At 71.9% G+C, this 26,148-nt stretch carries 27 protein-coding genes; 16 read left to right on the top strand and 11 right to left on the bottom strand.

The window, feature by feature from the left end; translation table 11 throughout:
• Positions 1 to 68 precede the first annotated feature (68 nt).
• Positions 69 to 1,196 (bottom strand): aminopeptidase P family protein, encoded by a 1,128-nt coding sequence (locus tag JOD46_RS09420; protein ID WP_204393660.1) that lies wholly within the window; start codon positions 1,194 to 1,196, stop codon positions 69 to 71.
• 158 nt (positions 1,197 to 1,354) lie between these two features.
• On the opposite strand from JOD46_RS09420, the gene JOD46_RS09425 reads away from it, so the two are divergent.
• Entirely contained in the window at positions 1,355 to 1,918 is a 564-nt protein-coding gene (locus tag JOD46_RS09425) for a type 1 glutamine amidotransferase domain-containing protein (RefSeq protein ID WP_204393662.1), read from the top strand.
• Between the two features lie 67 nt (positions 1,919 to 1,985).
• On the opposite strand, the gene JOD46_RS09430 is transcribed toward JOD46_RS09425, so the two are convergent.
• On the bottom strand, positions 1,986 to 2,543 hold the full coding sequence (locus tag JOD46_RS09430) for a CGNR zinc finger domain-containing protein (protein WP_204393664.1): 558 nt from the start codon (positions 2,541 to 2,543) through the stop codon (positions 1,986 to 1,988).
• Positions 2,544 to 2,635: 92 nt separating this feature from the next.
• On the opposite strand from JOD46_RS09430, the gene JOD46_RS09435 reads away from it, so the two are divergent.
• The 6 genes from JOD46_RS09435 to JOD46_RS09460 all read left to right on the top strand — a co-directional run bounded on the left by JOD46_RS09435 (position 2,636) and on the right by JOD46_RS09460 (position 9,087).
• Entirely contained in the window at positions 2,636 to 3,625 is a 990-nt protein-coding gene (locus JOD46_RS09435) for an EamA family transporter (protein WP_204393666.1), read from the top strand.
• A 9-nt stretch (positions 3,626 to 3,634) separates the two neighbouring features.
• A complete protein-coding gene (locus JOD46_RS09440; protein WP_204393668.1) occupies positions 3,635 to 4,522 on the top strand; it encodes an LLM class flavin-dependent oxidoreductase in 888 nt (295 codons plus the stop codon).
• 9 nt (positions 4,523 to 4,531) lie between these two features.
• Complete coding sequence (locus tag JOD46_RS09445) at positions 4,532 to 5,146, top strand: hypothetical protein (protein WP_204393670.1); 615 nt, start codon at positions 4,532 to 4,534, stop codon at positions 5,144 to 5,146.
• 125 nt (positions 5,147 to 5,271) lie between these two features.
• Positions 5,272 to 6,897 (top strand): M28 family metallopeptidase, encoded by a 1,626-nt coding sequence (locus JOD46_RS09450; RefSeq protein ID WP_204393672.1) that lies wholly within the window; start codon positions 5,272 to 5,274, stop codon positions 6,895 to 6,897.
• A gap of 340 nt (positions 6,898 to 7,237) precedes the next feature.
• Positions 7,238 to 8,461, top strand: a complete 1,224-nt coding sequence (locus JOD46_RS09455; protein WP_204393674.1) for an LLM class flavin-dependent oxidoreductase — start codon at positions 7,238 to 7,240, stop codon at positions 8,459 to 8,461.
• A complete protein-coding gene (locus tag JOD46_RS09460; protein WP_204393676.1) occupies positions 8,458 to 9,087 on the top strand; it encodes a CE1759 family FMN reductase in 630 nt (209 codons plus the stop codon). The genes JOD46_RS09455 and JOD46_RS09460 overlap by 4 nt, the downstream gene beginning before the upstream one ends.
• A 67-nt stretch (positions 9,088 to 9,154) precedes the next feature.
• Here JOD46_RS09460 and JOD46_RS09465 read toward each other — a convergent pair whose 3' ends face one another.
• Together JOD46_RS09465 and JOD46_RS09470 are read right to left on the bottom strand one after the other, a co-directional pair.
• Complete coding sequence (locus JOD46_RS09465; RefSeq protein WP_204393678.1) at positions 9,155 to 9,361, bottom strand: dodecin family protein; 207 nt, start codon at positions 9,359 to 9,361, stop codon at positions 9,155 to 9,157.
• Between the two features lie 128 nt (positions 9,362 to 9,489).
• On the bottom strand, positions 9,490 to 9,681 hold the full coding sequence (locus JOD46_RS09470; RefSeq protein ID WP_204393680.1) for a DUF5302 domain-containing protein: 192 nt from the start codon (positions 9,679 to 9,681) through the stop codon (positions 9,490 to 9,492).
• 349 nt (positions 9,682 to 10,030) lie between these two features.
• Between JOD46_RS09470 and JOD46_RS09475 the strand changes: the two genes are divergently transcribed.
• Positions 10,031 to 12,313: a polyribonucleotide nucleotidyltransferase gene (locus JOD46_RS09475; protein WP_204393682.1), complete on the top strand. Its 2,283-nt coding sequence runs from the start codon at positions 10,031 to 10,033 to the stop codon at positions 12,311 to 12,313.
• A gap of 89 nt (positions 12,314 to 12,402) precedes the next feature.
• Here the strand turns inward: JOD46_RS09475 and JOD46_RS09480 are convergent, their stop codons facing one another.
• The 4 genes from JOD46_RS09480 to JOD46_RS09495 form a co-directional block, all read right to left on the bottom strand.
• Complete coding sequence (locus JOD46_RS09480) at positions 12,403 to 12,615, bottom strand: hypothetical protein (protein WP_204393684.1); 213 nt, start codon at positions 12,613 to 12,615, stop codon at positions 12,403 to 12,405.
• On the bottom strand, positions 12,612 to 13,265 hold the full coding sequence (locus JOD46_RS09485) for an ArsR/SmtB family transcription factor (RefSeq protein WP_204393686.1): 654 nt from the start codon (positions 13,263 to 13,265) through the stop codon (positions 12,612 to 12,614). The genes JOD46_RS09480 and JOD46_RS09485 overlap by 4 nt, the downstream gene beginning before the upstream one ends.
• 68 nt (positions 13,266 to 13,333) lie before the next feature.
• On the bottom strand, positions 13,334 to 14,212 hold the full coding sequence (locus JOD46_RS09490) for an ATP-grasp domain-containing protein (protein WP_204393688.1): 879 nt from the start codon (positions 14,210 to 14,212) through the stop codon (positions 13,334 to 13,336).
• A 13-nt stretch (positions 14,213 to 14,225) separates the two neighbouring features.
• Positions 14,226 to 14,684 carry an Lrp/AsnC family transcriptional regulator gene (locus JOD46_RS09495; RefSeq protein WP_204393690.1) on the bottom strand — a complete coding sequence of 153 codons (459 nt, stop codon included), beginning with the start codon at positions 14,682 to 14,684 and terminating at the stop codon, positions 14,226 to 14,228.
• A gap of 167 nt (positions 14,685 to 14,851) precedes the next feature.
• On the opposite strand from JOD46_RS09495, the gene pdhA reads away from it, so the two are divergent.
• The 5 genes from pdhA to JOD46_RS09520 all read left to right on the top strand — a co-directional run bounded on the left by pdhA (position 14,852) and on the right by JOD46_RS09520 (position 19,322).
• Positions 14,852 to 15,979, top strand: a complete 1,128-nt coding sequence (gene pdhA / locus JOD46_RS09500; protein WP_204393692.1) for a pyruvate dehydrogenase (acetyl-transferring) E1 component subunit alpha — start codon at positions 14,852 to 14,854, stop codon at positions 15,977 to 15,979.
• The gene (locus JOD46_RS09505) at positions 15,976 to 16,986 is read left to right on the top strand and encodes an alpha-ketoacid dehydrogenase subunit beta (protein WP_204393694.1); all 1,011 of its coding nucleotides are present in this window, start codon (positions 15,976 to 15,978) and stop codon (positions 16,984 to 16,986) included. The genes pdhA and JOD46_RS09505 overlap by 4 nt, the downstream gene beginning before the upstream one ends.
• A 2-nt stretch (positions 16,987 to 16,988) precedes the next feature.
• Positions 16,989 to 18,422: a dihydrolipoamide acetyltransferase family protein gene (locus JOD46_RS09510; RefSeq protein ID WP_204396476.1), complete on the top strand. Its 1,434-nt coding sequence runs from the start codon at positions 16,989 to 16,991 to the stop codon at positions 18,420 to 18,422.
• Positions 18,423 to 18,523: 101 nt separating this feature from the next.
• Positions 18,524 to 18,832 carry a 4a-hydroxytetrahydrobiopterin dehydratase gene (locus JOD46_RS09515; protein ID WP_204393696.1) on the top strand — a complete coding sequence of 103 codons (309 nt, stop codon included), beginning with the start codon at positions 18,524 to 18,526 and terminating at the stop codon, positions 18,830 to 18,832.
• Between the two features lie 157 nt (positions 18,833 to 18,989).
• The gene (locus JOD46_RS09520) at positions 18,990 to 19,322 is read left to right on the top strand and encodes a histone-like nucleoid-structuring protein Lsr2 (RefSeq protein ID WP_204393698.1); all 333 of its coding nucleotides are present in this window, start codon (positions 18,990 to 18,992) and stop codon (positions 19,320 to 19,322) included.
• Between the two features lie 7 nt (positions 19,323 to 19,329).
• Here the strand turns inward: JOD46_RS09520 and JOD46_RS09525 are convergent, their stop codons facing one another.
• From JOD46_RS09525 to JOD46_RS09535, 3 genes are all read right to left on the bottom strand, one after another.
• Complete coding sequence (locus JOD46_RS09525) at positions 19,330 to 19,815, bottom strand: GNAT family N-acetyltransferase (RefSeq protein ID WP_204393700.1); 486 nt, start codon at positions 19,813 to 19,815, stop codon at positions 19,330 to 19,332.
• Positions 19,794 to 20,390: an SACE_7040 family transcriptional regulator gene (locus JOD46_RS09530; protein WP_204396477.1), complete on the bottom strand. Its 597-nt coding sequence runs from the start codon at positions 20,388 to 20,390 to the stop codon at positions 19,794 to 19,796. Before JOD46_RS09530 ends, JOD46_RS09525 begins: the two co-directional genes overlap by 22 nt.
• Positions 20,391 to 20,470: 80 nt before the next feature.
• On the bottom strand, positions 20,471 to 21,196 hold the full coding sequence (locus tag JOD46_RS09535) for an MBL fold metallo-hydrolase (RefSeq protein WP_204393702.1): 726 nt from the start codon (positions 21,194 to 21,196) through the stop codon (positions 20,471 to 20,473).
• 163 nt (positions 21,197 to 21,359) lie between these two features.
• Between JOD46_RS09535 and JOD46_RS09540 the strand changes: the two genes are divergently transcribed.
• The 3 genes from JOD46_RS09540 to JOD46_RS09550 are packed head-to-tail and all read left to right on the top strand — an operon-like array spanning position 21,360 to position 26,145.
• On the top strand, positions 21,360 to 22,967 hold the full coding sequence (locus JOD46_RS09540) for a carboxyl transferase domain-containing protein (protein WP_204393704.1): 1,608 nt from the start codon (positions 21,360 to 21,362) through the stop codon (positions 22,965 to 22,967).
• A 5-nt stretch (positions 22,968 to 22,972) separates the two neighbouring features.
• Positions 22,973 to 24,973, top strand: a complete 2,001-nt coding sequence (locus JOD46_RS09545; RefSeq protein WP_417281510.1) for an acetyl/propionyl/methylcrotonyl-CoA carboxylase subunit alpha — start codon at positions 22,973 to 22,975, stop codon at positions 24,971 to 24,973.
• Positions 24,974 to 24,981: 8 nt separating this feature from the next.
• The gene (locus JOD46_RS09550) at positions 24,982 to 26,145 is read left to right on the top strand and encodes an acyl-CoA dehydrogenase family protein (protein ID WP_204393708.1); all 1,164 of its coding nucleotides are present in this window, start codon (positions 24,982 to 24,984) and stop codon (positions 26,143 to 26,145) included.
• Positions 26,146 to 26,148: the final 3 nt, after the last annotated feature.

A 26,148-nucleotide genomic window follows, 5' to 3' on the forward strand; every position in this document is an offset into this window, starting at 1 on the left:
CGGATGACACCGCGAACTTCTTGCGAAGGCCCCCGGCCCGCCCACTCGGCGCGGCGCGGGGGCCTTCGTCATGCCACGATGGCCATCTCGTGCGGGGTGCGGTTCAGTCGGCGCCCGCCGTCGGGCTCGACCACCACGATGTCCTCGATGCGCACGCCGAATCGGCCGGGCAGGTAGATCCCGGGCTCGATCGAGAAGCACATGCCCGGCTGCAACCGGCGGTGCTCGCCCTCGACCATGTACGGCGGCTCATGGGTCGTGAGCCCGATGCCGTGGCCCACCCGATGGATGAAGTACTCGACGTACCCCGCCTCGGCGATCACCGCGCGGGCGACCCGGTCGACCTCCTGGCACTCGATGCCGGGGCGCACGACCTCGAACGCGGCCTGCTGCGCCCGCCGCACGATCTCGTGCACGCGGCGCTCCTCCTCGGTCGGCTCGCCGACGTGCACCGTGCGGGTGGTGTCCGAGCCGTAGCCGTGCTTCAGGCCGCCGAAGTCGAGCACGACCATGTCGCCGTGCTCGATGACACGGTCGCCGATCTCATGGTGCGGGTTCGCACCGTTCGGGCCCGAGCCCACGACCGTGAAGTCCACCTGCGAGTGCCCGAACCGCAGGAGCAGGGCCGCGAGGTCGGCCGCGACCTCGCGCTCGGTCCGGCCCGCGAAGCGAACCTTCAGGATCTCGGCGTAGGCGGCATCGGCGGCCTCGCCCGCGGCGGCGAGGCGCGCGAGCTCGTCGGCGTCCTTGACCGCGCGCAGCATCGGCAGGGCGGTCGTCATCGCGACGTACGAGGTGTCGGTCCGTCGGCCCTGGAGGCCGAGCAGGTGCATCGCCCACGCCGAGTCCGAGACCGCGTAGCGCCCGGGCCCGAGCAACGGGGCCGCGGTCTCGTAGGGGTCGCTTCCGTCGGTCCAGTCGAGCAGGCGCAGCGCCGGAGCGCCCGCCGCGCGCTCGGCATCGGGTCGCTCGAGCTTGGGCACCACGAGGCTCGGCCGGCCGTCGACGGGCACGACGAGCAGGGTGAGGCGTTCGGTGATCGCGACCGGCGCGTACCCCGTCAGGTAGAGCAGGTCGGGTCCCGGCGTGACGAGGAGGCCGTCGAGACCCTCGGCGCCGGCGGCGCGTGCGGCGCGGCCCATCCGCTCGGCGAAGTCGTCGATGGTGAACGGGACGGGCTCGGCGGAATCGGTCATCTCGGCCTCCGGTTCGGTGCGCCTGCGGCGCGGGCACGGCGTCGGCGGCACTCTAGCGGCCGACTCGAGGGCGCCGCGGGCACTTCGACCTGTCAACCCCCTGCCGTCGCGTCGGTTCGCCTGCCTAGCGTGAAGACGGTCCACGAAAGGAGCATCGGATGGCCGAGCGACTCACGGGCAAGCGCGTCGCGTTCCTGATGACCGACGGATTCGAGCAGGTGGAGTTCACCCGGCCGTGGGAGGCGCTCCGCGCGGCGGGCGCCGAGGTCGAGCTGATCGCCCCCGAGACCGGCACCGTGCAGGGCATGAACCACGTCGAGCCCGCCGACGCGTTCGAGGTCGACCACGCGGCATCCGACGTCGAAGCCGACCTCTACGACGCGCTCGTGCTGCCGGGCGGCGTCGTGAACGCCGATCACCTGCGCATGGACCGGCCCTCGGTGGCGTTCGCGCGCGGCTTCTTCGAGCAGCACAAGCCGGTCGCCGTGATCTGCCACGGGGCGTGGATCCTCGCGGAGGCCGACGTGCTGCACGGGCGCCGGATGACGTCGTACCCGTCGCTCCGGACCGACCTGGCCAACGCCGGCGCCGACTGGGTGGACGAGCAGGTCGTGGTCGACGAGGGGCTGGTCTCGAGCCGGCGGCCCGACGACCTGCCCGCCTTCATCGACGCGACGATCGAGGAGATCTCCGAGGGTGCGCACGCCGGGCAGGTCGCCTGACGCCTGTCGGCCTCGGATCGCAGACGGGATGCCGCGGGCTTTGGGGTAGCCCGCGGCATCCGCTCGTTCAGGATGCGGCGTCCTCCGCGCGTGCACGGTGCGCCCTCGCCGCCATCCGGTTGCCGCATCGCACGCTGCAGTAGCGGCGCGACGCGTTCTTGGACAGGTCGACGAACACGCCCGTGCAGTCGTCGGCGTCGCACCGCGCGAGCCGGCGCGTCTCGTCGGCGCGGATCACGTCGACGAGCGCCATGGCTGCCTCGACGAGCATGCGCTCGGCGAGCGGGGAGTCCTGCGAGACCGCGTGGATGTGCCAGTCGAGGTCGTCGTGCCGCATGAGGCGCGGGGTGGCGTTGTTCTCGGCGAGGATGGCGTTGACGGCGTCGACCATGTCGTCGCGCTCGAGGGTCCACAGGTCGCGCAGGCGCTCCCGCACCGCGCGCACCTCGTCGAGTTCGCTCCGGTCGCCGTCGCGACGGCCGGAGAACCCCCAGGCGTCGAGGAGGCCCTCGAGTTGCGCGGTCGACGAGAGCTCGTCCTCGCCGGACTCCGACGCGCCGGGCACCGTGTCGGCCACCGCGGCCATGAACCCGAGGGCGGCCGTCGTGTCATCGGTGAAAATCATTTGACTCCTGACGTCGGCGCGAGTACTGTCACGAGCATAACGGTCTTCGCCCATGACGGGGGCGACGGCCCGCGACTCGGAGGGAGGCGGCGATGCGCGCATCGCGAGGACTCGTCGGCATCGCGCTCGGACTCGGCGCCGGGCTCGCCTTCGGGGCGGGCGGCGTGTTCGTCAAGCCGCTCCTCGAGAGCGGATGGACGCCCGGCGCGGCCGTCCTGGCCCGCATCTCGATCGCGGCCGTGCTGCTCTCGATCCCCGGCCTCATCGCGCTGCGCTTCGACCTGCGGCCGCTCTGGCGCGCCCGGTGGACGGTCCTGCTCTACGGCCTCGTCGCCGTCGCGAGCGTGCAGGTCGCCTTCTACGCCTCGCTCGAGCGCATCCCGGTGTCGATGACGCTGCTCATCGAGTACCTCGCGCCGATCGCGCTCGTGCTGTTCGCCTGGGTGCGCACCCGGCGGATGCCGCAGCTGATCGTGCTCGGCGGCTCGGTGCTCGCGATCGCCGGCCTCGTGCTCGTGATCGGGCCCGGCGGGGGCGCACTCGACCCCCTCGGCCTGCTCTTCGCGGCGATCGCCATGATCGGCGTCTGCGTGTACTACGCGATCGGGGAGCGCGCGAGCGAGCAGGTGCCGCCCGTCGCGCTCATCGCCTCGGGCTTCGTGGTGGGCGCGATCGCGCTCGCGGCCACCGGCGCGATCGGGCTGCTCCCGATGAGGGCCACGTTCGGCGAGGTCGACTTCCTCGGCGGCACGGCGCCGTGGTGGGTGCCGCTCGTCACCGTCGGCGCGGTCTCGACCGCGTTCGCGTACACCGCGGGCATCGCCGCCATCCGCATGCTGGGTGCGCGGCTCGCCTCGTTCCTCGGGCTCTCCGAGGTCGTCTTCGCGGGCATCGTGGGCTGGATCCTCCTCGGCGAGGCGCTCGGCCCGCTGCAGGTCCTCGGCGGCGTGCTCATCCTCGGCGGGATCGTGCTGGTCCGCCTCGAGCGCGCGCCGGCGGATGCGGCATCCGTCGCACTGGACATGGACCTCGTGCCCGTCACGGCGCCCGTCGAGACCCCCGCGCCCGCCCGGCGCGGATAGTCTCGCGTCATGCGCTTCGGACTCGTCATCCTGCCCCAGTACGACTGGCCCGAGGCGGGTCGCCTGTGGCGCCAGGCCGAGCAGCTCGGCTTCGACCATGCGTGGACCTACGATCACCTCTCGTGGCGCGGCCTCGCGGGGGAGCGCTGGCACGCCACCGTGCCGACCCTCACCGCCGCCGCGATGGTCACCGAGCGGATCCGGCTCGGCACGTTCGTCGCGAGCCCCAACTACCGGCACCCCGTGCCCTTCGCCAAGGACGTCGCGACGCTCGACCAGGTCTCGGGCGGTCGCGTCGTGCTCGGCCTCGGATCCGGCGGCACCGGGTTCGACGCGTTCGTGCTGGGGCAGGGCGAGCTGACGGCGCGCGAGCGGTTCGAGCGGTTCCGCGAGTTCACCGAGGCCCTCGACGTGCTTCTGCGACACGAACGCGGCTCGGGGCGGGGCATCTCCTACTCGGGCGACTGGTACTCGGCGGTCGGCGCCCGCATGGTCGGCGAACCCGACCAGGAGCCGCGCGTGCCCTTCCTCATCGCGGCGAACGGGCCGCGAGCCCTGCGCCTGGCCGCGCGGCTCGGATCCGGGTGGGTGACCACGGGGCCGCAGGCCGACACGGATGCCGCGTGGTGGAGCGGTGTCGCCGACCTCGCCGCGCGGCTCGACGACGCGTGCGCGGCCGAGGGGCGCGACCCGGCCGAGCTCGACCGCGTGCTCTCGCTCGACGACGACGGGCGGTACTCGATGGCGAGCGTCGGCGCGTTCGAGGACGCGGTCGGCCGTGCGCGCGACCTCGGCTTCACCGACGTGGTGACCCATCGCCCGCGCGAGCACGGACTGTACGCGGGCACCGAGGCGGTCCTCGAGGAGGTCGGCTCGCGGCTCGACGCCCTCCGCTAGCCTGTCGGGGTGTCCGCGCCCCGCTTCGTCTCCCCGCTCCACTGGGAGCCCCTGCCCTACCTCGTGCTCGTCGCGCTGCTCGTGCTGACCGGCCTCATCCGACCCGAGTCGGGGATCGGGTTCGCGGTCCTCATGGCGGCGATCGCGCTCGCCGGCGCGTGGCTGATCGCCGGGCTCGTGCGCGAACGCCGCACGCGCAATCCCGACACGATGGGCGAGGTCGACGACCTCGAGGCGCTCGAGGTCGTCGACGCGCCACGTGCCGGCGGCGAACTGCGCACGGTCGTCCCGGTGGCCGACACGCACCGTCACCAGCCCGCGATCGAACTCGCGCGCCTGCACGGCGGCGCCGAGCAGCGGGCCGTGCTCGTGCCGCGCGCACGTCGGTGGCTCTCGCCGCGCTACCGCATCGGCGTGCAGCTGGTCGGCGAGGGTCGGCCCCGGCACGCCGGATTCCTGCCGGATGCCGCCGACGCGCGATGGCGCGACGGGCTCGACGAGCTCCGCGGCGCCGGCCGGTTCCTGCGCGTGCCCGCACGCATCGAGGGCTCCGCGCGGCCGTACCGCGTGGATCTCGATCTCAGCGGGCTCGGGGCCGTGGCGCCGGAGTCGCCCGGACGCTGAGGGCGCATGCTCCCGGGCGCATACGGTGGAACTGAGCAGAAGTCAAGTCTGGTCCGGCTCACAGAAGATGCATAGCCTCTCGACTGAGGAGCGTCGACGAGGACGCTCCCCGAGAAGGAGAGACGATGTATCGATCTGCAAGGCTTTCCCGCCGCGCCGTGGTGCTCGCGACCGCGACATCCGCGCTCGCTGCACTGGCGCTCGCGCCCGCCGGCGCCGCACTCGCCGCCCCCAAGGCGAAGGTGTGCGATACCCGCAACAACAACACGATCACCAAGCTCCTCGAGTGCGTGAACGCCGCCGGTGCGACGGAGCACCTGCAGGCGCTCCAGGACATCGCCGACGACAACGGCGGCACCCGCGCCGCCGGCACGCCCGGGTACGAGGCGAGCGTCGACTACGTCGTCGACACGCTCGAGGCGGCCGGATGGAGCGTCAGCATCGACGAGTTCCCGTACACGTACGTCGGGCCGTCCACGCTCACGCAGCTCGCGCCGATCTCCGCGGAGTACCCGACCGGTCCGTTCACGGGCAGCGGCGCGGGCGACGTCACCGCTGGGGTATCGCCGGTCGACCTGCAGCTCGGCCTCGGCAACACGAGCTCGAGCGGATGCGACGCGGCCGACTTCGCGGGCTTCACCGCGGGGAGCATCGCGCTGATCCAGCGCGGAACCTGCAACTTCAGCGTCAAGGCGCTGAACGCGGCGGCGGCCGGTGCCGCGGGCGTCGTCATCTTCAACCAGGGCAATGACACGACCGATGCGCGCAACGGCCTCATCGTCGGCACGCTCGGCGGTTCGGATGTCGTCGACATCCCGGTCGTCGGGGCCAGCTACGAGCAGGGCGTCGCGCTCTCGCAGGCGGGGTCGATCGCGAACATCTTCGTCCCGGCACCCGAGTCGCGCCCGCAGAAGAACGTCATCGCCGAGAAGACGGGCCTCAACGACGACAACGTCGTGATGGCCGGCGCCCACCTCGACTCGGTCCAGGCCGGTCCGGGCATCAACGACAACGGCAGCGGCTCCGCCTCGCTGCTCGAGCTCGCGCAGCAGCTCTCCAAGCTCGAGCCGCAGAACACCATCCGCCTCGCCTGGTGGGGCGCCGAGGAGAGCGGCCTGATCGGTTCGGAGGAGTACGTCGCCGAGCTCAGTCAGGAGGAGCGGGACCGCATCGCGCTGTACCTCAACTTCGACATGGTCGCTTCGCCCAACTACATCTTCATGGTGTACGACGGCGACGAGTCCGGCTGGCTCGCACCCGAGGGCGTGCCGATCCCCGACGGCTCGATCCAGATCGAGAAGCTGTTCGAGGGCTACTACACGTCGGTCGGCGCGCCGTACGACGACGCCCAGTTCAGCGGTCGCAGCGATTACGACGCGTTCATCCGCGTCGGCATCCCGGCGGGCGGCCTGTTCACCGGCGCCGAGATCGTGAAGACCGCCGAGCAGGCCTCGATCTGGGGCGGCACGGCCGGGGCATCGTACGACCCGTGCTACCACCAGGCGTGCGACACGCTGGCCAACGTGAACCAGCGGGCGCTCGACGTGAACGTCGACGCGATCGCCCTCGCGGTGCTCGCGTACTCGTACACCACCGAGTCCGTGAACGGCGTCGCCGGTGCGGACATCCCCGGCGGCCTCGGCCTGCCCGCGCCGTCGGGGCCCGAGGGGACGATCGGCGGCAACGCCGGCGGTCTCGACCCCGACCTCGTCGGCGACGGCCACCACCACGGCCCGCACGAGACCGAGTAGCGGGGATCAATCGTGCGGGGCCCGTCGCGAGAGCGGCGGGCCCCGCACTCGTCCACGAGACTGGGGCCGTGGAGACGATCGTCAAGCGCCGGGACGACGCGCCGAGGGGTTCTTCGAGGCCGAGGCGGCGGGACTCGCCTGGCTGGCGGCCGCCGGCGGCGCGCGCGTAGCGGGCGTCACCGGTGTCGGACCGGGCGCGGCTACGGGGTCGCGCTCGTCGAGGCGGCGGAAGCGGTGCTCGACCTCGACGGTCGGGCTGGGGAATAGTTCGGGGGAGACATCCGTTCAACCCAATTGCATGCAAACGCATGAAGCAAGACGAGGAGCCCAGGAGGGCGACATGCAGTTCGGAATCTTCACCGTCAGCGACATCACGCAGGACCCGACGACCGGTCGGACCCCCAGTGAGGCCGAGCGCATCCAGGCGACGCTGACGATCGCCAAGCACGCCGAGGAGGTCGGGCTCGACGTCTTCGCGCTGGGCGAGCACCACAACCCGCCGTTCTGGTCCTCGTCGCCGACCACGACCCTCGCGTACATCGCCGGGCAGACCTCGACGCTGCAGCTCTCGACCGCCACGACGCTCATCACCACCAACGACCCGGTGAAGCTCGCCGAGGACTACGCGATGCTGCAGCACGTCTCGGGCGGCCGCGCCGACCTGATGCTCGGCCGCGGCAACACCGGCCCGGTCTACCCGTGGTTCGGCAAGGACATCCGCCAGGGCCTGCCCATCGCCATCGAGAGCTACGAGCTCCTGCACCGCCTCTGGCGCGAGGACGTCGTGGACTGGGAGGGCAAGTTCCGCACCCCGCTGCAGGGCTTCACCTCGACCCCGCGGCCCCTCGACGACGTCCCGCCGTTCGTCTGGCACGGCTCCATCCGCACGCCCGAGGTCGCCGAGCAGGCCGCCTACTACGGCGACGGCTTCTTCGCGAACCACATCTTCTGGCCCGCGTCGCACACCGCTCGCATGATCGCCCTGTACCGGCAGCGGTACGAGCACCACGGCCACGGCACCGCCGCGCAGGCGATCGTCGGGCTCGGCGGCCAGGTCTTCATGCGCAAGAACTCGCAGGACGCCGTGAACGAGTTCCGGCCGTACTTCGACAACGCGCCGGTCTACGGCCACGGCCCGAGCATGGAGGACTTCACGCAGCAGACGCCGCTCACCGTCGGCAGCCCGCAGGAGGTCATCGACCGCACGCTGGGCTTCCGCGACTACGTCGGCGACTACCAGCGCCAGCTCTGGCTCATCGACCACGCCGGCCTGCCGCTGAAGACCGTGCTCGAGCAGCTCGACCTGCTCGGCGAGGAGGTCGTGCCGGTGCTCCGCCGAGAGTTCGCGAAGGACCGCCCCGCCGATGTGCCCGACGCGCCGACCCACGCCTCGCTCGTCGCGGCGAAGTACGGCGACGCGGCGCCCCGCCAGGCGACCCCGCGCGCCAACCGCGGCGACAACCTGACCGCCGGCTCGCCGTACCAGGATGCCGAGCCCGTCGCCGCGGCGGCCTCCGGCTCGTCCTTCGGTCCGGCCGCGACCCGGACGGCGGGTGCGCGATGACCACGAAGAAGCTCGTCATCGTCTCGTCGGGCCTGTCGACCCCGAGTTCGACCCGCCAGCTCGCCGACCGCCTCGTGTCCGACGCCGCCGGCCTGCTCGGCGAGCGCGGCATCGAGGTCGAGGTGAAGGTCTTCGAGCTGCGCGACCTCGCGCACGACATCACGAACCACCTGCTGCTCGGCTTCGCCCCGCCCAAGCTCCAGGCCGCGCTCGACGCGGTCGCCGCGGCCGACGGCCTCATCGCAGTGACGCCGATCTTCACGACGAGCTACGCCGGGCTCTTCAAGTCGTTCATCGACGTGATCGACCCCGACGCGCTCACGGACCTCCCGGTGCTCATCGGGGCGACCGGCGGCACGCCGCGGCACTCGCTCGCGATCGACTACGCGATCCGCCCGCTGTTCACCTACCTCCACGCGATCCCGGTGACCACCGGCGTGTTCGCCGCCACGGGCGACTGGGGCGACGGCGGCGACGGCGTGCGGTCCCTGCCCGACCGCATCTTCCGCGGCGCCAAGGAGTTCGCCGACCTCGTCGAGCGCACCGACCGAAGCGACCGCGTGAGCGATCCCTTCTCACTCGACCGCCCGATGGGGCACCTGCTCGGGGGACTCGCGGGGGAGTAGCTCCGCCAGGGCTCGCCCGGATGCCGTGACCGCACGTCGGTCGCGGCATCCGCCGTTCGCGCCGCGCTCAGTCGTCGAGCACGAACGTGACCTCGAGGGTCACCGACCACTCGACGACGCGGTCGCCTTCGACCGTGACCTTCTGCTCCTTGACCCAGGCGCCCTTGACGCCCCGCAGCGTCGCCGCCGCGCGCGCGATGCCGACCGAGACGGCATCCTCGAAGCTCGTCTCCGAGTACGCGGTGATCGTGGTGACCCGTGCGACCGATGACATGGCGTTCCCCCTCGAACGAATCGGGACGCATCGGACGGTGCGTCCTCGACCCATGTAACTCCTCATCGGGCGATCCCGCGAGGGGGTGCGCCGCCGCGAGGGGCGTCTTCGGGGAGGTGCGCCGGTGCTCAGCCGCTCTTGCGGCGGAACTCCCGCCGGTGATCGGCGGGGCCGTGCGAATGGTTCGCGGCGGAGGTGCCGTCGAGGTGCGACTCGCCCGAGCGGTTCCTCGCCGCGTCGTTCTTGCGATCGAGCGCCTCGCGGAACTTGCGCTTGGTCTCCTCGGAGGGCTCCGTGCTGCTCTGCTCGTCGGGCGTCATGTCCACGAGTCTGGCACGGATGCCGCGAAGCACCCCTCTGCTAGGCTGGATCCGGTCGCCCGATGGGCCACCACCGTCTGGGGTGCCGTGAACCGGTACCGCATCCGCTCGGATCGACCAGGCGGCACAACTGCACATCGAGCACCGTGCTCGTATCGAGCACGCACCGGAGCAGGCCGGCAGGAAGCTGGTCCCCTGTGGTGGATCACCAAACCGAGCGGGTTGGTGGACTTCTACTGGTGGCCAGCGTGAGCGCATCGCCTGATGCGTTTCGTAATGCCTGTTCCTGCTCCTGACGTATGAGTCGCGCCCACCACGGGGTGCGACGTAAAACAAAGGAGAAGACCTCTTGGAAGGTCCTGAGATCACGTTCGCCGAAACGGTCATCGACAACGGTCGGTTCGGCACCCGCACCATCCGCTTCGAGACCGGCCGTCTCGCCCAGCAGGCGCAGGGCTCCGCGGTCGCCTACATCGACGACGAGACCATGCTGCTCTCCGCCACGTCGGTGTCGAAGCAGCCGAAGGAGCACTTCGACTTCTTCCCGCTCACGATCGACGTCGAGGAGCGCATGTACGCCGCGGGCCGCATCCCCGGCTCGTTCTTCCGTCGCGAGGGCCGCCCCTCGACCGAGGCGATCCTCACCTGCCGCCTGATCGACCGCCCGCTGCGCCCCTCGTTCGTCGAGGGCCTGCGCAACGAGGTCCAGGTCGTCGTGACGGTGCTCGCCATCGAGCCCGACGAGCTCTACGACGTGCTCGCGATCAACAGCGCGTCGCTCTCGACGCAGCTGTCGAGCCTGCCGTTCTCCGGCCCGATCGGCGGCGTGCGCGTCGCCCTGATCGACGGCCAGTGGGTCGGCTTCCCGAAGCACTCGCAGCTCGAGGACGCGGTCTTCAGCATGGTCGTCGCCGGCCGTGTCGTGACCGAGGCCGACGGCTCGCAGGACGTCGCGATCATGATGATCGAGGCCGAGGCCACCGACAACGCCTTCACCCTGATCCAGGCCGGCGCCGTCAAGCCCGACGAGACCGTCATCGCCCAGGGCATCGAGGCCTCGAAGCCGTTCATCAAGCAGCTCGTCGAGGCGCAGCAGGAGGTCGCCAAGACCGCCGCCAAGCCGACCGCCGACTACCCGACCTTCCCGCCCTACCAGGACGCGACGAAGGCCGCGGTCGAGGAGCTCGCGCTCGAGGAGCTCAAGGGCATCTACCAGATCGCCGGCAAGGTCGAGCGACAGGACGCCGACGACGCGCTCAAGGCGCGCGTCAAGGAGGCCATCGCGGCCAAGGTCGACGCGGGCGAGCTGCCCGAGTCGGCGAACGGCGAGGTCTCGGCGGCCTACAAGTCGGTCACCAAGCACGTCGTCCGCTCGCGCGTCCTCTCCGAGGGCGTGCGCATCGACGGCCGCGGGCTCGCCGACATCCGGCCGCTCGACGCCGAGGTGCAGGTCATCCCGCGCGTGCACGGCTCCGCGATCTTCCAGCGCGGCGAGACCCAGATCCTGGGCGTCACCACGCTGAACATGCTCAAGATGGAGCAGCAGATCGACTCGCTGAGCCCGGTCACCAAGAAGCGCTACATGCACAACTACAACTTCCCGCCCTACTCGACGGGTGAGACGGGTCGTGTCGGTTCGCCGAAGCGTCGCGAGATCGGCCACGGCGCACTCGCCGAGCGCGCCCTCGTGCCGGTGCTGCCGAGCCGCGAGGAGTTCCCGTACGCGATCCGCCAGGTCTCCGAGGCGCTGGGCTCGAACGGCTCCACCTCGATGGGCTCGGTCTGCGCGTCCACCCTGTCGCTCCTGAACGCGGGCGTGCCGCTGAAGGCGCCGGTCGCGGGTATCGCGATGGGCCTCATCTCCGACACCGTCGACGGCGAGACCCGCTACGCGGCGCTCACCGACATCCTCGGTGCGGAGGACGCGCTCGGCGACATGGACTTCAAGGTCGCCGGCACCTCCGAGTTCGTCACCGCGATCCAGCTCGACACGAAGCTCGACGGCATCCCCGCGTCGGTGCTCGCCGGCGCGCTGACCCAGGCGAAGGAGGCGCGCACCACGATCCTGCAGGTGCTGAACGCCGCCATCGAGGGCCCCGACGAGATGGCGCCCACCGCGCCGCGCGTGATCAGCGTGCAGATCCCGGTCGACAAGATCGGCGAGCTCATCGGCCCCAAGGGCAAGACGATCAACGGCATCCAGGATGAGACGGGCGCCGAGATCTCGATCGAGGAGGACGGCACGGTCTACATCGGCGCGACCGACGGCCCCTCGGCCGAGGCCGCCCGCGCCGCCGTGAACGCGATCGCCAACCCGACCAACCCCGAGGTCGGCGAGCAGTTCCTCGGCACGGTCGTGAAGATCGCCGCGTTCGGCGCGTTCATCTCGCTGCTGCCCGGCAAGGACGGCCTGCTGCACATCTCCGAGGTGCGCAAGCTCGCGGGTGGCAAGCGCGTCGAGAACGTCGAGGACGTGCTCGGCGTCGGCCAGAAGCTGCTCGTCGAGATCACCAAGATCGACGACCGCGGCAAGCTCTCGCTCGCGCCGGTCGTCGCGGAGGACGCGGACACCAACGGCCGCGAGGCCGAGCCGGTCCACGCCGACGCGCCCGCTGAGGGCGCCGACGCGTAGTCCTCGCCTGAGCGAACGGATGCCCCGCCCGACATGTTCGGGCGGGGCATCCGTCGTCTGGGGCGGCCGGGTGTCAGAGCGGCAGGGTGTCAGAGCGGCAGGTACCCGGCGCGGCGGATCAGCTCGTCGCGCTCGGCCAGTGCGGCCTCGGCCGCGGCGCGGGCCTCGATGCGCGAGAGGAGCCGGTCGCGGTCGGTGCGGCGTGCGGCCCGTCGCAGGCCCCAGCCGGCGAGGTCGAGCCCGGTGCGGACGGCCAGTCCGGCGACCAGGCCGGAACCGGGGGAGAGGATGGCGGTGTTCATCGTGACTCCTCGTCTGGATGGTCGGTCGGTTCGCCGCGCACGAGCGGGAACGCGTTGATGTGGACCTGCACGGGCCGCGAGCCCGGCGAGGGCGTGCGCTTGTAGGCGCCGATGTACTTCTCGAGCACGGCGTCGATCTCGGTCACGAGCCCGTGCAGCTGCTCCGGCGTCAGCCGGATGTTGATGGTGTCGGAGGTCGCGACGTCGAGCCAGTCGCGCCCGAAGACCTGGTCGCCGTCGGCGAGGAACTCGCGGAAGTTCTGCTCGCGGGAGCGGTACCACTCGTCCTCGACGAGGCGGACCGCCAAGCGCTCGGCGCTGCCGGGCGGCAGGTCGCGCGCCTCGGGGATCGCGATGGAGCCCGGGCGCCGCTCCCACCAGCGCTCGCGGCCCTTGCCGCGGCTCTCGTCCTCCTGCACGAGCCCGGAGCGCGCGAGCTGGCGGAGGTGGTAGCTCGTCGCTCCGCTCGTCTCGCCGAGGCGTTCGCCCAGCATGCTCGCCGTCAACGGGCCGTACGCGGACAGCTCATCGTAGATCCGGACGCGCAGCGGGTGGGCGAGGCTCTTGAGGCTCTCGGAGGGGAGGATGTGGTCGATCCCGGGGTGCCGGGTGCTGCTCGGCCAGGCTTCGAGGTCGTTGTCGTCGCTCATGTTGCAAAGATAGCGTTGCAAAGAAACCTTTGCAAGCGGTTCTTTGCAACAGGTTCTTTGGGAGGCGTTCAGGTGCGCAAGTGGCGCAGCACCGCGTCGGCGAGCATGTCAGCCGAACCGTCCGCCATCCCGAGGTACAGGATGGGTTCGATGAGCTCGAGCTCGAGCACGCGGAGTCGCCCGGCGAACCGCACGACGTCGATCCGGGCGTAGTCGAGCTCGAAGGGCAGGCGCGCGGCGAGCTCGCGGATCTCCATAAGGTCGCTCTCGGTAGGAGTGTGCCGCTCGATCGTGCCGCCGTAGATCCCGTGTGCTCGGAAGTCGCCCTCGGCCGGGCGCTTGCGCAGCGCGTGACTCACCTCGCCGCCGATCACGGCGAAGGAGTACTCGCCCTCGTCGAGCACCGCCGGGGCGAAGGGCTGCACGAACACGGGGCCGCTCGTCGAGGCGAGGTGGTCGACCAGCCGCGAGGCGCGCAGCCGGACGACGCCGGCCCCGCCGACGCCGACGGTCGGCTTGACCACCAGTTCGTCCCATCCCGCCGCCGCCACAGCGCGTGCGACGGCGGCCCGCTCGACGGACGACGCGCGGATGACCGGCACGACGGGCACTCCCATTTCCGCGAGGTCCACGAGGTAGTGCTTGTCGCTGTTCCAGCGAACGGCATCGATCGGGTTGCGGACGCGACAGCCGCGGGCCTCGATCGCCTCGAGGGCGGCCAGGAACTCGGGCAGCCGGTCGACGTAGTCCCACGTGCTGCGCAGCACGGCGAGGTCGAACGCCGCCCAGTCGGCGTCATCCGACCATGCCAGGGGCACCGCATCGACGCCGCGGCGGCCCAGCGCCGCGATGAGGAGCCGGTCGTCCTCGAACAGGGCGTCGACGTCCGGGATCTCCCACGTCACGAATCGCGGAAGTCGTTCGCAGCGGAGCACGGCGACGCGCATGGCGGTGCATTCCTCAGCGCATCAGCAGCGGCGCGAGCCGGAAGGGGATCAGCTCGCCCATCGCGAGCGAGGTCTCGGTGCGTTCGACCCCGTCGATCGCGAGGATCTCCTCGTCGATGCGGAACAGGTCGTGCGCGTCGCGGCACACCACGCGCACGAGCAGGTCGATCTGGCCGGAGAGGCCGTGGGCCTGGATCACCTCGGGGATCTCGGCGAGGGCGCGCACGACCTCGGCGAGGACCTTCTGGCGGGCGTGCACGGCCACGAACGCCTCGAGGGGGTACCCGAGCGGGGTGGGATCGATGCTGCGCTCGAAGGAGAGGAACGCGCCCGCGGCGTCCAGCCGCGACATCCGGGCCTGCACGGTGTTCCGGCTCATCCGGAGCCGCTCGGCCAGTGCCACCACGGTCGCGCGCGGGTCCTCGGAGAGCGCCCGCAGCAGCGCGCGGTCCACCGCGTCGTAGCCGTCCATAGCGCCACACGTTAGCACCGTCGAAGCCGCCTGCACCATGCAATGTGCGCAACGCGTCCGTGTCTGCTTGAGCCGATTGCCAGATCGTCGTACGCTGCCGATATCCGGCATCGGCGCCGGGTGCGAGGCTGCCCACGACGCGGCCGAGCCGACACGGAGGTTCGAACATGACCCCTTCCGACCGAGAGGCGACCGGGCTGCTCACCCGCCCAGACGACCTCGTCCAGCTCCTCGACCAGTCCGGCATCCGGCACGCGAACCCCGAGTTCGACCGCTGGATCGCCGACGTCGACACCGACGCGCTGATCGCCCTCCATCGCGACATGGCCGTGGTGCGCCGACTCGATGCCGAGGCCACCGCGCTGCAGCGCCAGGGCGAGCTCGCCCTCTGGCCGCCGCTCGCGGGGCAGGAGGCCGCGCAGATCGGCTCGGCGCGCGCGCTGCACGACGACGACTTCGTGTTCTCGAGCTACCGCGAGCACGCCATCGCGTGGCTGCGCGGCGTGCAGCCCCACGAGCTGCTGAGCGTCTGGCGCGGCGCCGCGCCGTCCGGGTGGAACCCCTTCGACAAGGGGATGGCGATCCCGCAGATCATCATCGGCGCGCAGGCGCTGCACGCGGTCGGCTGGGCCATGGGCGCGAAGTGGGAAGGCTCCGACGCCGCCTCGATCGCGTACTTCGGCGACGGCGCCACGAGCGAGGGCGATGTCAACGAGGCCTTCGTGTTCGCGGCGAGCTTCGGCGCACCCACGGTCTTCTTCTGCCAGAACAACGGCTGGGCGATCTCCGAACCGGTCGGCCTGCAGTCCAACCAGCCGCTCGCGCGGCGTGCCGACGGCTTCGGCATGCCCGGCATCCGCGTCGACGGCAACGACGTGCTCGCGGTGCTCGCGGTCACCCGCTGGGCGCTCGACCGTGCGCGCCGCGGCGAGGGGCCGTCGCTCATCGAGGCCGTCACCTACCGCATGGGACCGCACACCACCGCCGACGACCCCAAGCGCTACCGCACCGACGACGACCTCGCGACCTGGCGCGAGCGCGACCCGATCGCGCGCGTGCACGCCCTGCTCGAGGCATCCGGCGCCGACATGGAGGCCGTCGACGCCGACGTGAAGACGGCCGCCGACCGCGCCGCCGCCGAGCTGCGCGCCGGCATCACCGCGATCCCCGACCCCGAGCCCATGAGCGTGTTCGACCACGTCTACGCCGAGCCCAACAGCCACCTCGAGCGGCAGAAGGAGCGGTACGCCTGGTACCTCGCCATGTTCGGCGACGAGGACGGAGGCGCCCGATGACGACCATCACCTTCGGCAAGGCCATCAACGAGGGGCTTCGCCGCGCCCTCGCCGACGACGACAAGGTCGTCCTGCTCGGCGAGGACATCGGCACGCTCGGCGGCGTGTTCCGCATCACCGACGGGCTCAAGGCCGAGTTCGGCGAGCACCGCGTGGTCGACACGCCGCTCTCCGAGGCCGGCATCGTCGGCACGGCCGTCGGCCTCGCATACCGCGGCTTCCGCCCGGTCGTCGAGATCCAGTTCGACGGGTTCGTCTACCCGGCGTTCGACCAGATCGTGGCGCAGGTGGCCAAGCTGCACTACCGCTCGCGCGGCGCCGTGCGCATGCCGCTCGTCATCCGCATCCCGTTCGGCGGTGGCATCGGCGCGGCCGAGCACCACTCCGAGTCGCCCGAGGCGTACTTCACGCACACCGCCGGCCTGCGCGTCATCGCGTGCTCGAACCCCGCCGACGCGTACGTCATGATCCGCCAGGCGATCGCGAGCGACGACCCCGTGGTCTTCCTCGAGCCCAAGCGCCGGTACCACGTCAAGGGCGAGGTCGACCTCGACGCCAACCTCGCCGACGCACGGCCCATGGGCGTGGCCACCGTCGTCGCCCCGGGTCGCGACGTGACGCTCGTCACCTACGGCGCGCTCGTGCAGACCGCGAGGGATGCCGCGACCGCCGCCGCGGAGGAGGGCGTGTCGATCGAGGTCATCGACCTGCGCTCGCTCGCGCCCGTCGACTACTCCACCATCGAGGCGTCGGTGCGGCGCACCGGCCGGCTCGTCGTCGCCCACGAGGCGGGCGAGCAGGGCGGCGTGGGCGCCGAGATCGCCGCGTCGATCACCGAGCGCTGCTTCGAGTTCCTCGAGGCCGCGCCCGTGCGCGTGACCGGGCACGACATCCCGTACCCGCCGGCGAAGCTCGAGCAGTACCACCTGCCCGACCTCGACCGCATCCTCGACGGGGTCGACCGCGCGATGGGCCGCCCGAACTCGCTGAGCGAGGTGGAGGCGTGAGCATGATCCGCGACTTCGCACTGCCCGACCTCGGTGAGGGGCTCACCGAGTCCGAGATCGTCGCGTGGCGCGTCAAGGTCGGCGACCACGTCGAGCTCAACCAGATCATCGCCGACGTCGAGACCGCCAAGGCGGTGGTCGAACTGCCGTCGCCGTTCGAGGGCACGGTCACGGCGCTGCACGCGGCCGAAGGCGAGACCGTCAACGTCGGCGAGAAGCTGTTCTCGTGCGACACCGGTGAGGGGGCCGGCGCGGAGGCCGCGGCACCCGCGCAGGAGGCCGCCGCGGCGGTCGCGTCGACGGCCGTCGCGTCGCCCGCCCCGGCGACGGCCGAGGTCGAGACTCGCGAACCGACGCTCGTCGGCTACGGTGCCGGCGCCGAGCGGGGCCCCAAGCGGCGCGCTCGTCGCCTCGGCGGGGGAGCGGCGGCGCTCGCGGCCGATCTCGTCCCGGCGCCGCCCGAGCACGACCGCCTGGAGCCCGACACGGCGACGCACGCCGTGAACGGCCTGCACGACGGCGACGAGCGGCCCGAGCGCCCGCGGTCCACGCCGCCCGTGCGCAAGCTCGCGCGCGACCTCGGCGTCGACCTCGAGCACGTGGTCGGCACGGGCGAGCGCGGACTCATCACCCGGGCCGACGTCGAGGCCGCGGCATCCGGAACCGGGATGCGCGCGGAGGAGCACGCGACGGTCCAGGCGGTGGCCGGCCGTTCCGAGACCCCGACCGCCGCGACGACCGAGACGCGCATCCCGATCAAGGGCGTGCGCAAGCACACCGCGGCGGCCATGGTGCGCAGCGCCTTCACGGCGCCGCATGTCACCGAGTTCCTCACGGTCGACGTGACCGCCACGATGGAACTCCTCGCGGCCATCCGCGAGGACCGCGCGTACGCCGGGCATCGCGTGACCCCGCTCGCGGTCGTCGCGAAGGCGCTGTGCATCGCGGCGACCCGCACGCCCGAGGTGAACTCGCGCTGGGAGGAGGGCGCGCAGGAGATCGTGCGCTTCGGCCACGTCAACCTCGGCATCGCCGCGGCGACCGAGCGGGGCCTCGTGGTGCCGAACATCAAGGGCGCCGAGGGCATGACGCTCATCGAGCTCGCCGACGCGATCGCCGCGCTCGCCGACACGGCCCGCGCCGGACGCACCGCGCCCGGCGACCTCTCGGGCGGCACGATCTCGATCACGAACATCGGCGTGTTCGGCATCGACGCCGGCACGCCCATCCTGAACCCCGGCGAGGCGGCGATCCTCGCAATGGGCGCCGTGCGGCGCACGCCGTGGGAGCATCGGGGCGAGATCGCGCTGCGCGACGTCATGACGCTCTCGCTCTCGTTCGACCACCGGCTGGTCGACGGCGAGCAGGGGTCGCGATTCCTCGCCGACATCGGCCGCATCCTGCGCGATCCGGGCCTGGCGCTGACCATGGCCTGATCGCGCGTACGCCGAGGGCGCGGGTCGCCGGAATTCGTGGAGGATTCCGGCGATCCGCGTCCGGCGGCGGTATTCGCGCGCGCGTGCGCGAAGATGGTGGCATGGACGAGCGCACGCCGCTCTCGCGCGACGACGTCGCGGCAGAACTCGAGGGATCGGGATTCCGCCACGACGGCGAACGGCTGACGGCGGAATTCCGGACGGCCGATTTCTCGAGCGCGGTGCGCCTGCTCGACGCCGTGGCGGAAGAGGCGGATGCCGCGAATCACCATCCCGATGTGCGACTCGGATGGGGCCGTATCGAATTCGAACTCGCGTCGCACGACGTCGGCGCGGTCACGGGGCGCGATGTCAGGCTCGCACGGCGTATCCGCGCGCTCGCCGATCAATTCGGCGCGCGCCCGGCGTGATATCCCGCCGGGTATTCCCCAGGCGTTTCCGGACGGAATTCTCCACAATTCGATCGCGCCGATTCACGCGCGTGAATTCGAAAGCGAATATGCTCGATTCCCGACAGGTACCCCTGCCCTGAATTCAGCGGCGAATGCCGCAGATCGGACGTGTGAAATGGCCAAGCGTGTTGTCGAGACCCTCGTCGACGATATCGACGGATCCGACGCCGACCGCACCATCTCCTTCTCGATCGACGGAACCCAGTACTCGATCGATCTCTCGAGCGCCAATGCGGAGAAGTTCGAGGCGGCCGTCGCGCCGTATGTCGCGGCCGCCCGCAAGACGTCCTCGTCCCGGGCGACCGGCACGGGTCGAGCCCGCCGGGCAGGCGCCTCGACGGGCGGCGACACCAAGGACGCCCGGGAATGGCTCCGCGAGAACGGCCACCAGGTCTCCGACCGTGGTCGCGTGCCCGCCCCGCTCATGGAGCTCTACCGCAACCGCTGAGCCGCGGTCAGCGCAGCTCGAACTCGATCTCGTCGATCTCGGCTCGGCGCGCGTTCGCGTAGCCGCGATCGCGCCCGACCTCGACGAAGCCCAGCTTGCCGAGCACGGCGACGGAGGCCGCGTTGTCGGCGGCCGCACGCGCGCGCACGGGGCGCGGTTGCGAATCCAGGAACAGCCGCACGGCGCGCGTGGCGATGCCGCGCCCCCATTCGGATCGGTCGATCCAGTACGTGATCTCGGGCTGGCGGCTCTCCGCGTCGATCCAGCGGGAGACGCTCCCGACGATCCGGCCGTCGCAGCGCACGGTGCGCGAGTCGACGTCCTCGCGGGCGAACAGCCGTCGCCAGTGCGCGTCGAAGGCCGCCCGGTCCGACGGGTCCTCCGGCGTGAAGGCGGCCATGCGGTTGGCCTCGGGATCGAGTTGGATGCGGAACAGCTCGTCGAGATCGTCCGCGCGGGTCGCGCGCAGGGTCACGACGTGAGGCTCGACCATGCCATGTCCTCCAGGATGCTGCGGACCACCCTGTCCGCGGGTCGGCGCCCATGGGTGCGGGCGCTGTGGGGGGTGGAGTTGATCAGTCCGAAGGCCGCGTGGGCCCGGATGCGCAACTCGGGTTCGGCCCGGTCGGGCCTGAGGCGGGCGAGCACGCCCACCCACAGTTCGACGTACTCGCGCTGCAGGCGGCGGACCTCATGTGCGTCGGCCTCGTCGAGGCTCGTGAGGTCGCGGTCCTGCACGCGGATGACGTCGGCGTTCGCGAGGGCGAAGTCGACGTGGAAGCGGATGAGGGCCTTCAGGGCACCGGCCGGGTCGCCGGCATCCGCCACGGTGCGTCGGCCGCCCTCGAGCAGGCCCTCGCTCGCGTCGTGGAGGATCGCCGCGAGGACCGCCGACTTGCCGGGGAAGTGCCGGTACACGGCGGGTCCCGAGACCCCCGCGGCCTGCCCCAGTTCCTCGAGCGTGACGCCCGCGTAGCCACGGTCGGCGAACAGGCGCGCGGCGGCGGCCAGCAGCGCGGCGCGGCGGTCGGCCTTGGCGCGGCCGCGCTCGGTGAGCGTGTCGCTCAGGGTGCACCTCCCGGGGCATTCGGTGAATGCACACTAACCGACCGGCCGGTCGGAGGCAACCGGCCGGTCGGGAGGGAAGGTCAGCGGACGGATGCCGCAGCCTCGCGCACGAGTCGCACCGCGTCGGCCGTCCCGCCGTTCCACGGCGTGCCGTGGCCGGGGAGCACCCAGGTCGCGTCGAGTGCGGCGAGCCGGTCGAGCGAGGCGATCGCCTCGTCGGGCTCGTCGGTGAACGGGGCGGGCTGCGGGCCGCGGCGGCCGGTCAGCACGTGCCGCGTGGTGAGCGCGTCGCCGACGCAGACGGCGTCGAGCTCGGGGGAGTGCACGGCGATGCTGCCCGGCGAGTGCCCGGGCATCCCGACGATCACGGGCGACCCGGGCAGGTCGAGCCGGTCCCCGTCGACGACCGTGCGCACCTCGGTGAGGTACTCGGTCTTGGCTCCGCCCTTGCCGAGCGCGTAGGCGAAGAAGCGCACGATCGGCCAGGGGCGGATGCCGCGCCCGAACGACGTGCTCGGCGTGTCGCCGCCCCGGGCGCGCGCGGCATCGGCCTCGTGGACGTAGACGGGGACGCCGTGGTCGCGGCGCAGGCGCTCGGCGAAGCCGATGTGGTCGGTGTCGCCGTGGGTCAGGATGACGGCGCGGAGGTCGTCGAGCGTGCGTCCGGCGGCCGCGAGCTCGTCGACGAGGTCGTCGTAGTGGCCGGCGAGGCCGGCATCGACGAGGGTCACGCCGCGGTCGTCGATGAAGAGGTAGCAGGCGACGATCTCGTTGCCGATGCGTCGCACTCCGGGGGTGAGTTCCATGTCGGCTATTGTATTTAGCCGAATCGGCTACTGTCAATAGCCAATGCATCCCACCGACCGTGTTGCGGATCTCGGTGAATCGCGGCTAACATGAATCCCGGTTAGCGAGCGTTCACCGAAGCGCTCGCGCGCACGCCACGACGGAGAGGCGGAACAGGAGCGGATGCACATCCTCACGAGCGCGATCGACGCGTCGTCCGACGCCGCGCGCGGCAACGCCGAGGCCCACGACGCGCTGGCCGGCGAACTGCGGGAGAAGCTCGCGAGGGCCGCGCTCGGCGGCCCCGAGGCATCCCGCGACCGCCACGTCGCGCGCGGCAAGCTGCTGCCGCGCGACCGGGTCGAGCGCCTGCTCGACGAGGGCAGCCCGTTCCTCGAGCTCTCGCCCCTCGCAGCCGACGACCTCTACGACGACGACACGCCCGCGGCGGGCGTCATCGCGGGCGTCGGGCTCGTGCACGGCCGGCCCGTGATGGTGGTCTGCAACGACGCGACCGTCAAGGGCGGCACCTACTACCCGATGACGGTGAAGAAGCACCTCCGCGCGCAGGACGTGGCGCTCGAGAACCGGCTGCCCTGCGTCTACCTCGTCGACTCCGGCGGCGCGTTCCTGCCCAAGCAGGACGAGGTGTTCCCCGACCGCGACCACTTCGGCCGCATCTTCTACAACCAGGCGAACCTCTCCGCACGGCGCATCCCGCAGATCGCCGCGGTCATGGGCTCGTGCACCGCCGGCGGCGCCTACGTGCCGGCGATGAGCGACGAGACGGTCATCGTGCGGAACCAGGGCACGATCTTCCTCGGCGGCCCGCCGCTCGTGAAGGCCGCCATCGGCGAGGTCGTGACCCCCGAGGAGCTCGGCGGCGGCGAACTGCACTCGCGGCACTCGGGCGTCACCGACCACCTCGCCGAGGATGACGAGCACGCACTCGAACTCGTGCGCGACATCGTCGCGACGCTGCCCGCGCCGCCCGAGCGGGCCTGGGCCGTGCGCGAGCCGCGCGAGCCCGCGGTCGACCCGGCCACGCTCACGACGGTCGTCCCGGTCGACGTCCAGCAGCCCTACGACGTGCGCGAGGTGATCGCGCGCCTCGTCGACGGCAGCGAGTTCCACGAGTTCAAGCGCGAGTACGGCGACACGCTCGTCACGGGCTTCGCCTGGATCGACGGCCACCCCGTGGGCATCGTCGCCAACAACGGCGTGCTGTTCAGCGAGTCGGCCATGAAGGGCGCGCACTTCATCGAGCTCTGCGACCAGCGCGGCATCCCGCTCGTGTTCCTGCAGAACATCTCGGGCTTCATGGTCGGGCGCGACGCCGAGGCGGGCGGCATCGCCAAGCACGGCGCGAAGATGGTCACGGCCGTGGCGACGACCCGCGTGCCGAAGTTCACGGTCGTCATCGGCGGCTCGTTCGGCGCCGGCAACTACTCGATGTGCGGCCGCGCCTACTCGCCCCGCTTCCTCTGGATGTGGCCGAACGCGCGCATCTCGGTGATGGGCGGCGAGCAGGCGGCCTCCGTGCTCTCGACCGTCAAGCGCGACCAGCTCGCCGTGCGCGGCGAGGCGTGGTCGGCTGACGACGAGGAGGCGTTCAAGGCGCCCGTCCGGGCCCAGTACGAGTCGCAGGGCAGCCCCTACCACTCGACCTCGCGGCTCTGGGACGACGGCATCATCGAGCCCGGCGACACGCGCACGGTGCTCGGCCTCGCCCTCGAGCTCGCGAGCCGCACGCCGCTGCCCGAGCCCCGCTTCGGCCTGTTCAGGATGTGATGGGAATGTTCGATCGGGTCCTCGTGGCCAACCGCGGCGAGATCGCCGTGCGCGTCATCCGCACGCTCAAGCGACTCGGCATCCACGCGATCGCCGTGTACTCCGACGCCGACGCGGGCGCGCCGCACGTCGCGCTCGCCGACGAGGCCGTCCGCATCGGCCCCGCGCCGGCCGCCGAGAGCTACCTCGACCCCGCCCGCATCGTGCGCGCGGCGATCGAGACGGGCGCGCAGGCGATCCATCCCGGCTACGGCTTCCTCAGCGAGAACGCCGCGTTCGGTCGCGCGTGCGCCGAGGCGGGCATCGTCTTCGTCGGCCCCGGCGAGCTCGCGCTCGAGGTCATGGGCGACAAGATCCGCGCGAAGCGCCACGTCGAGGCCTCGGGCGTGCCCGTCGTGCCGGGCGTGAGCGAGCCCGACGCGACCGACGACGAGCTGCTCGACGCCGCGCCGCTCGTCGGCTTCCCGATCCTCGTGAAGCCCTCGGCGGGCGGCGGCGGCAAGGGCATGCAGGTCGCGCGCGACGAGCGCGAGCTCGAGCACGCGCTCCCCGCCGCGCGCCGCGTCGCGCGCGCCGCGTTCGGCGACGACACGCTGCTGCTCGAGCGATTCGTCGAGCGACCGCGCCACATCGAGGTCCAGGTGCTCGCTGACGCGCACGGCACCGTGATCCACCTCGGCGAACGCGAGTGCTCGCTGCAGCGCCGGCACCAGAAGGTCGTCGAGGAGGCGCCCTCGCCGCTGCTCGACGCCGCGACGCGCGAGCGCATCGGCCGCGCGGCCTGCGACGCGGCGCGGAGCGTCGACTACCTCGGCGCCGGCACGGTCGAATTCCTCGTGTCGGATGCCGCGCCCGACGAGTTCTTCTTCATCGAGATGAACACGCGCCTGCAGGTCGAGCACCCGGTGACCGAGCTCGTCACGGGCGTCGACCTCGTCGAGCAGCAGCTGCGCATCGCCGCCGGCGAACCGCTCGCGATCGCACAGGACGAGGTGCGGATGACGGGCCACGCCATCGAGGCGCGCCTCTACGCCGAGAGTCCCGAGCGCGGCTTCCTGCCCTCGACCGGCGACGTGCTCGCGTGGCGTCCCGCCTCGGGCGATGGCGTCCGCGTCGACGCGGGCGTCCGCGAGGGCCAGCGCGTCACCGCCGACTACGACCCGATGATCGCGAAGGTGATCGCGTACGGCGCCGACCGGGCCGAGGCGCTCGACCGGCTCGACGCGGCGCTCGCCGACACCGTCGTGCTCGGCATCGAGACGAACACCGCGTTCCTGCGCCGGCTGCTCGCGCACCCCGACGTGCGCGCCGGGCACCTGGACACCGGGCTCATCGACCGGCTGCAGGAGCCGGCCGCCGGGCCGGCCGAGGCGATCGAGCCGGCCGCCGGGCCCGCCGAGGCGACGGATGACGGGACCGCCCGCCTCACCGCGGTCGGCCGTCTCGCACGCGAGCGCGCCCACCGCGCCGCGTCGGCGCACGATCACGCGTGGCGGCGCGAGCGCGGCTGGCGGCTGGGTGGAGCCGCCCGGGTCGCCGAGCGCGGCGCGCGTGCGGCCGCCGACCTCGACCGCGCGACTGTGCGGTTCGCCGACGACGGCACCACGTGGGTGCACCTCGACGGCCGCACCGCCGCGGTGCCGACCCTCGACCGCCGGGCTGCGCTCGAGGACCGGCTCGCGCGGCTCGAGCGCGGCAGCGACGTCGACCCCGACCTGCGCGCCCCCATGCCGGGCAGCGTCACGACGCTGTTCGCGGCCGACGGCGACCACGTCGAGGCCGGACAGGCGGTGCTCGCGATCGAGGCCATGAAGATGGAGCACCGCGTGACCGCGACCGTCGCCGGCATCGTCAGGCTGCGCGTCGCGATGGGCGAGCAGGTCGCCCGCGACCAGGTCGTGGCGCGCGTCGAGCCGATCGCCGAAGCGACCGGCCACGCGGCATCCGATGAACCCCGGGCCGGCGCCCACGAGGCCGCCGCCCCGTCCGCACCCCACCAGGAATGAGGAACGCCATGCACGACCTGACCGACGAGGAACAGCAGCTCTACGACATGGTCTGCGAGTTCGCCGACACCGTCGTCGCTCCGCAGGCGTACGAGGCCGACCGCACCCACGAGCTCTCGATGGACGTCGTCGCCCAGATGGGCGAGCTCGGGCTCTTCGGCCTGCCCTTCCCTGAGGAGTTCGGCGGCCAGGGCGGCGACTACATGGCCCTGTGCCTCGCGATCGAGGCTCTCGCCCGGGTCGACCAGTCGATCGCGATCACCCTCGAGGCCGGCGTCGGCCTCGGCGCGATGCCGATCTACCGCCACGGCACCGATGAGCAGAAGGCCGAGTTCCTGCCCGACCTCGTCGCGGGGCGCGCGCTCGCCGGGTTCGGCCTGACCGAGCCCGAGGCCGGGTCCGACGCCGGCGCCACGCGGACGACGGCCGTGCTCGACGGCGACGAGTGGGTCGTCAACGGCTCGAAGCAGTTCATCACCAACTCGGGCACGCCCATCACGCGCTTCGTGACCGTGACGGCGGTGACCGGGGAGCGCACGCGCCCCGACGGCTCCACCTCGAAGGAGCTGTCGACGATCATCGTGCCGAACGGCACGCCCGGGTTCACCGTCGGGCCGGGCTACGACAAGTCCGGATGGCGCGCCTCCGACACGCACCCGCTCACCTTCGACGGCGTCCGCGTTCCGGCCGCCAACCTGCTCGGCGAGCGAGGCCGCGGCTTCGCGAACTTCCTCCGCACGCTCGACGAGGGCCGCATCGCGATCGCCGCCCTCGCCACGGGCGCCGCGCAGGGATGCCTCGACGAGGCGATCGCCTACGCGAAGACCCGCAACGTGTTCGGCGTGCCCATCGCGAGCCACCAGTACATCGCCTTCACCATCGCCGGGATGCAGGCCCGCGTGCACACCGCGCGCCTCGCGTGGCATGACGCGGCACGGCGCGCCGACGCCGGGCTGCCGTTCAAGAAGGAGGCCGCGATCGCGAAGCTCGTCTCGAGCGACGCCGCCATGCTGAACGCGCGCGACGCGACCCAGATCTTCGGCGGCATGGGCTTCATGAACGAGACCGTCGTCGCCAGGCACTACCGTGACTCGAAGATCCTCGAGATCGGCGAGGGCACGAATGAGGTGCAGCTCATGGTCATCGCCCGCGAGCTCGGGCTGGCGGCGTAGGCC

The sequence above is a fragment of the Agromyces aurantiacus genome, assembly GCF_016907355.1.
Lineage (GTDB): Bacteria > Actinomycetota > Actinomycetes > Actinomycetales > Microbacteriaceae > Agromyces > Agromyces aurantiacus.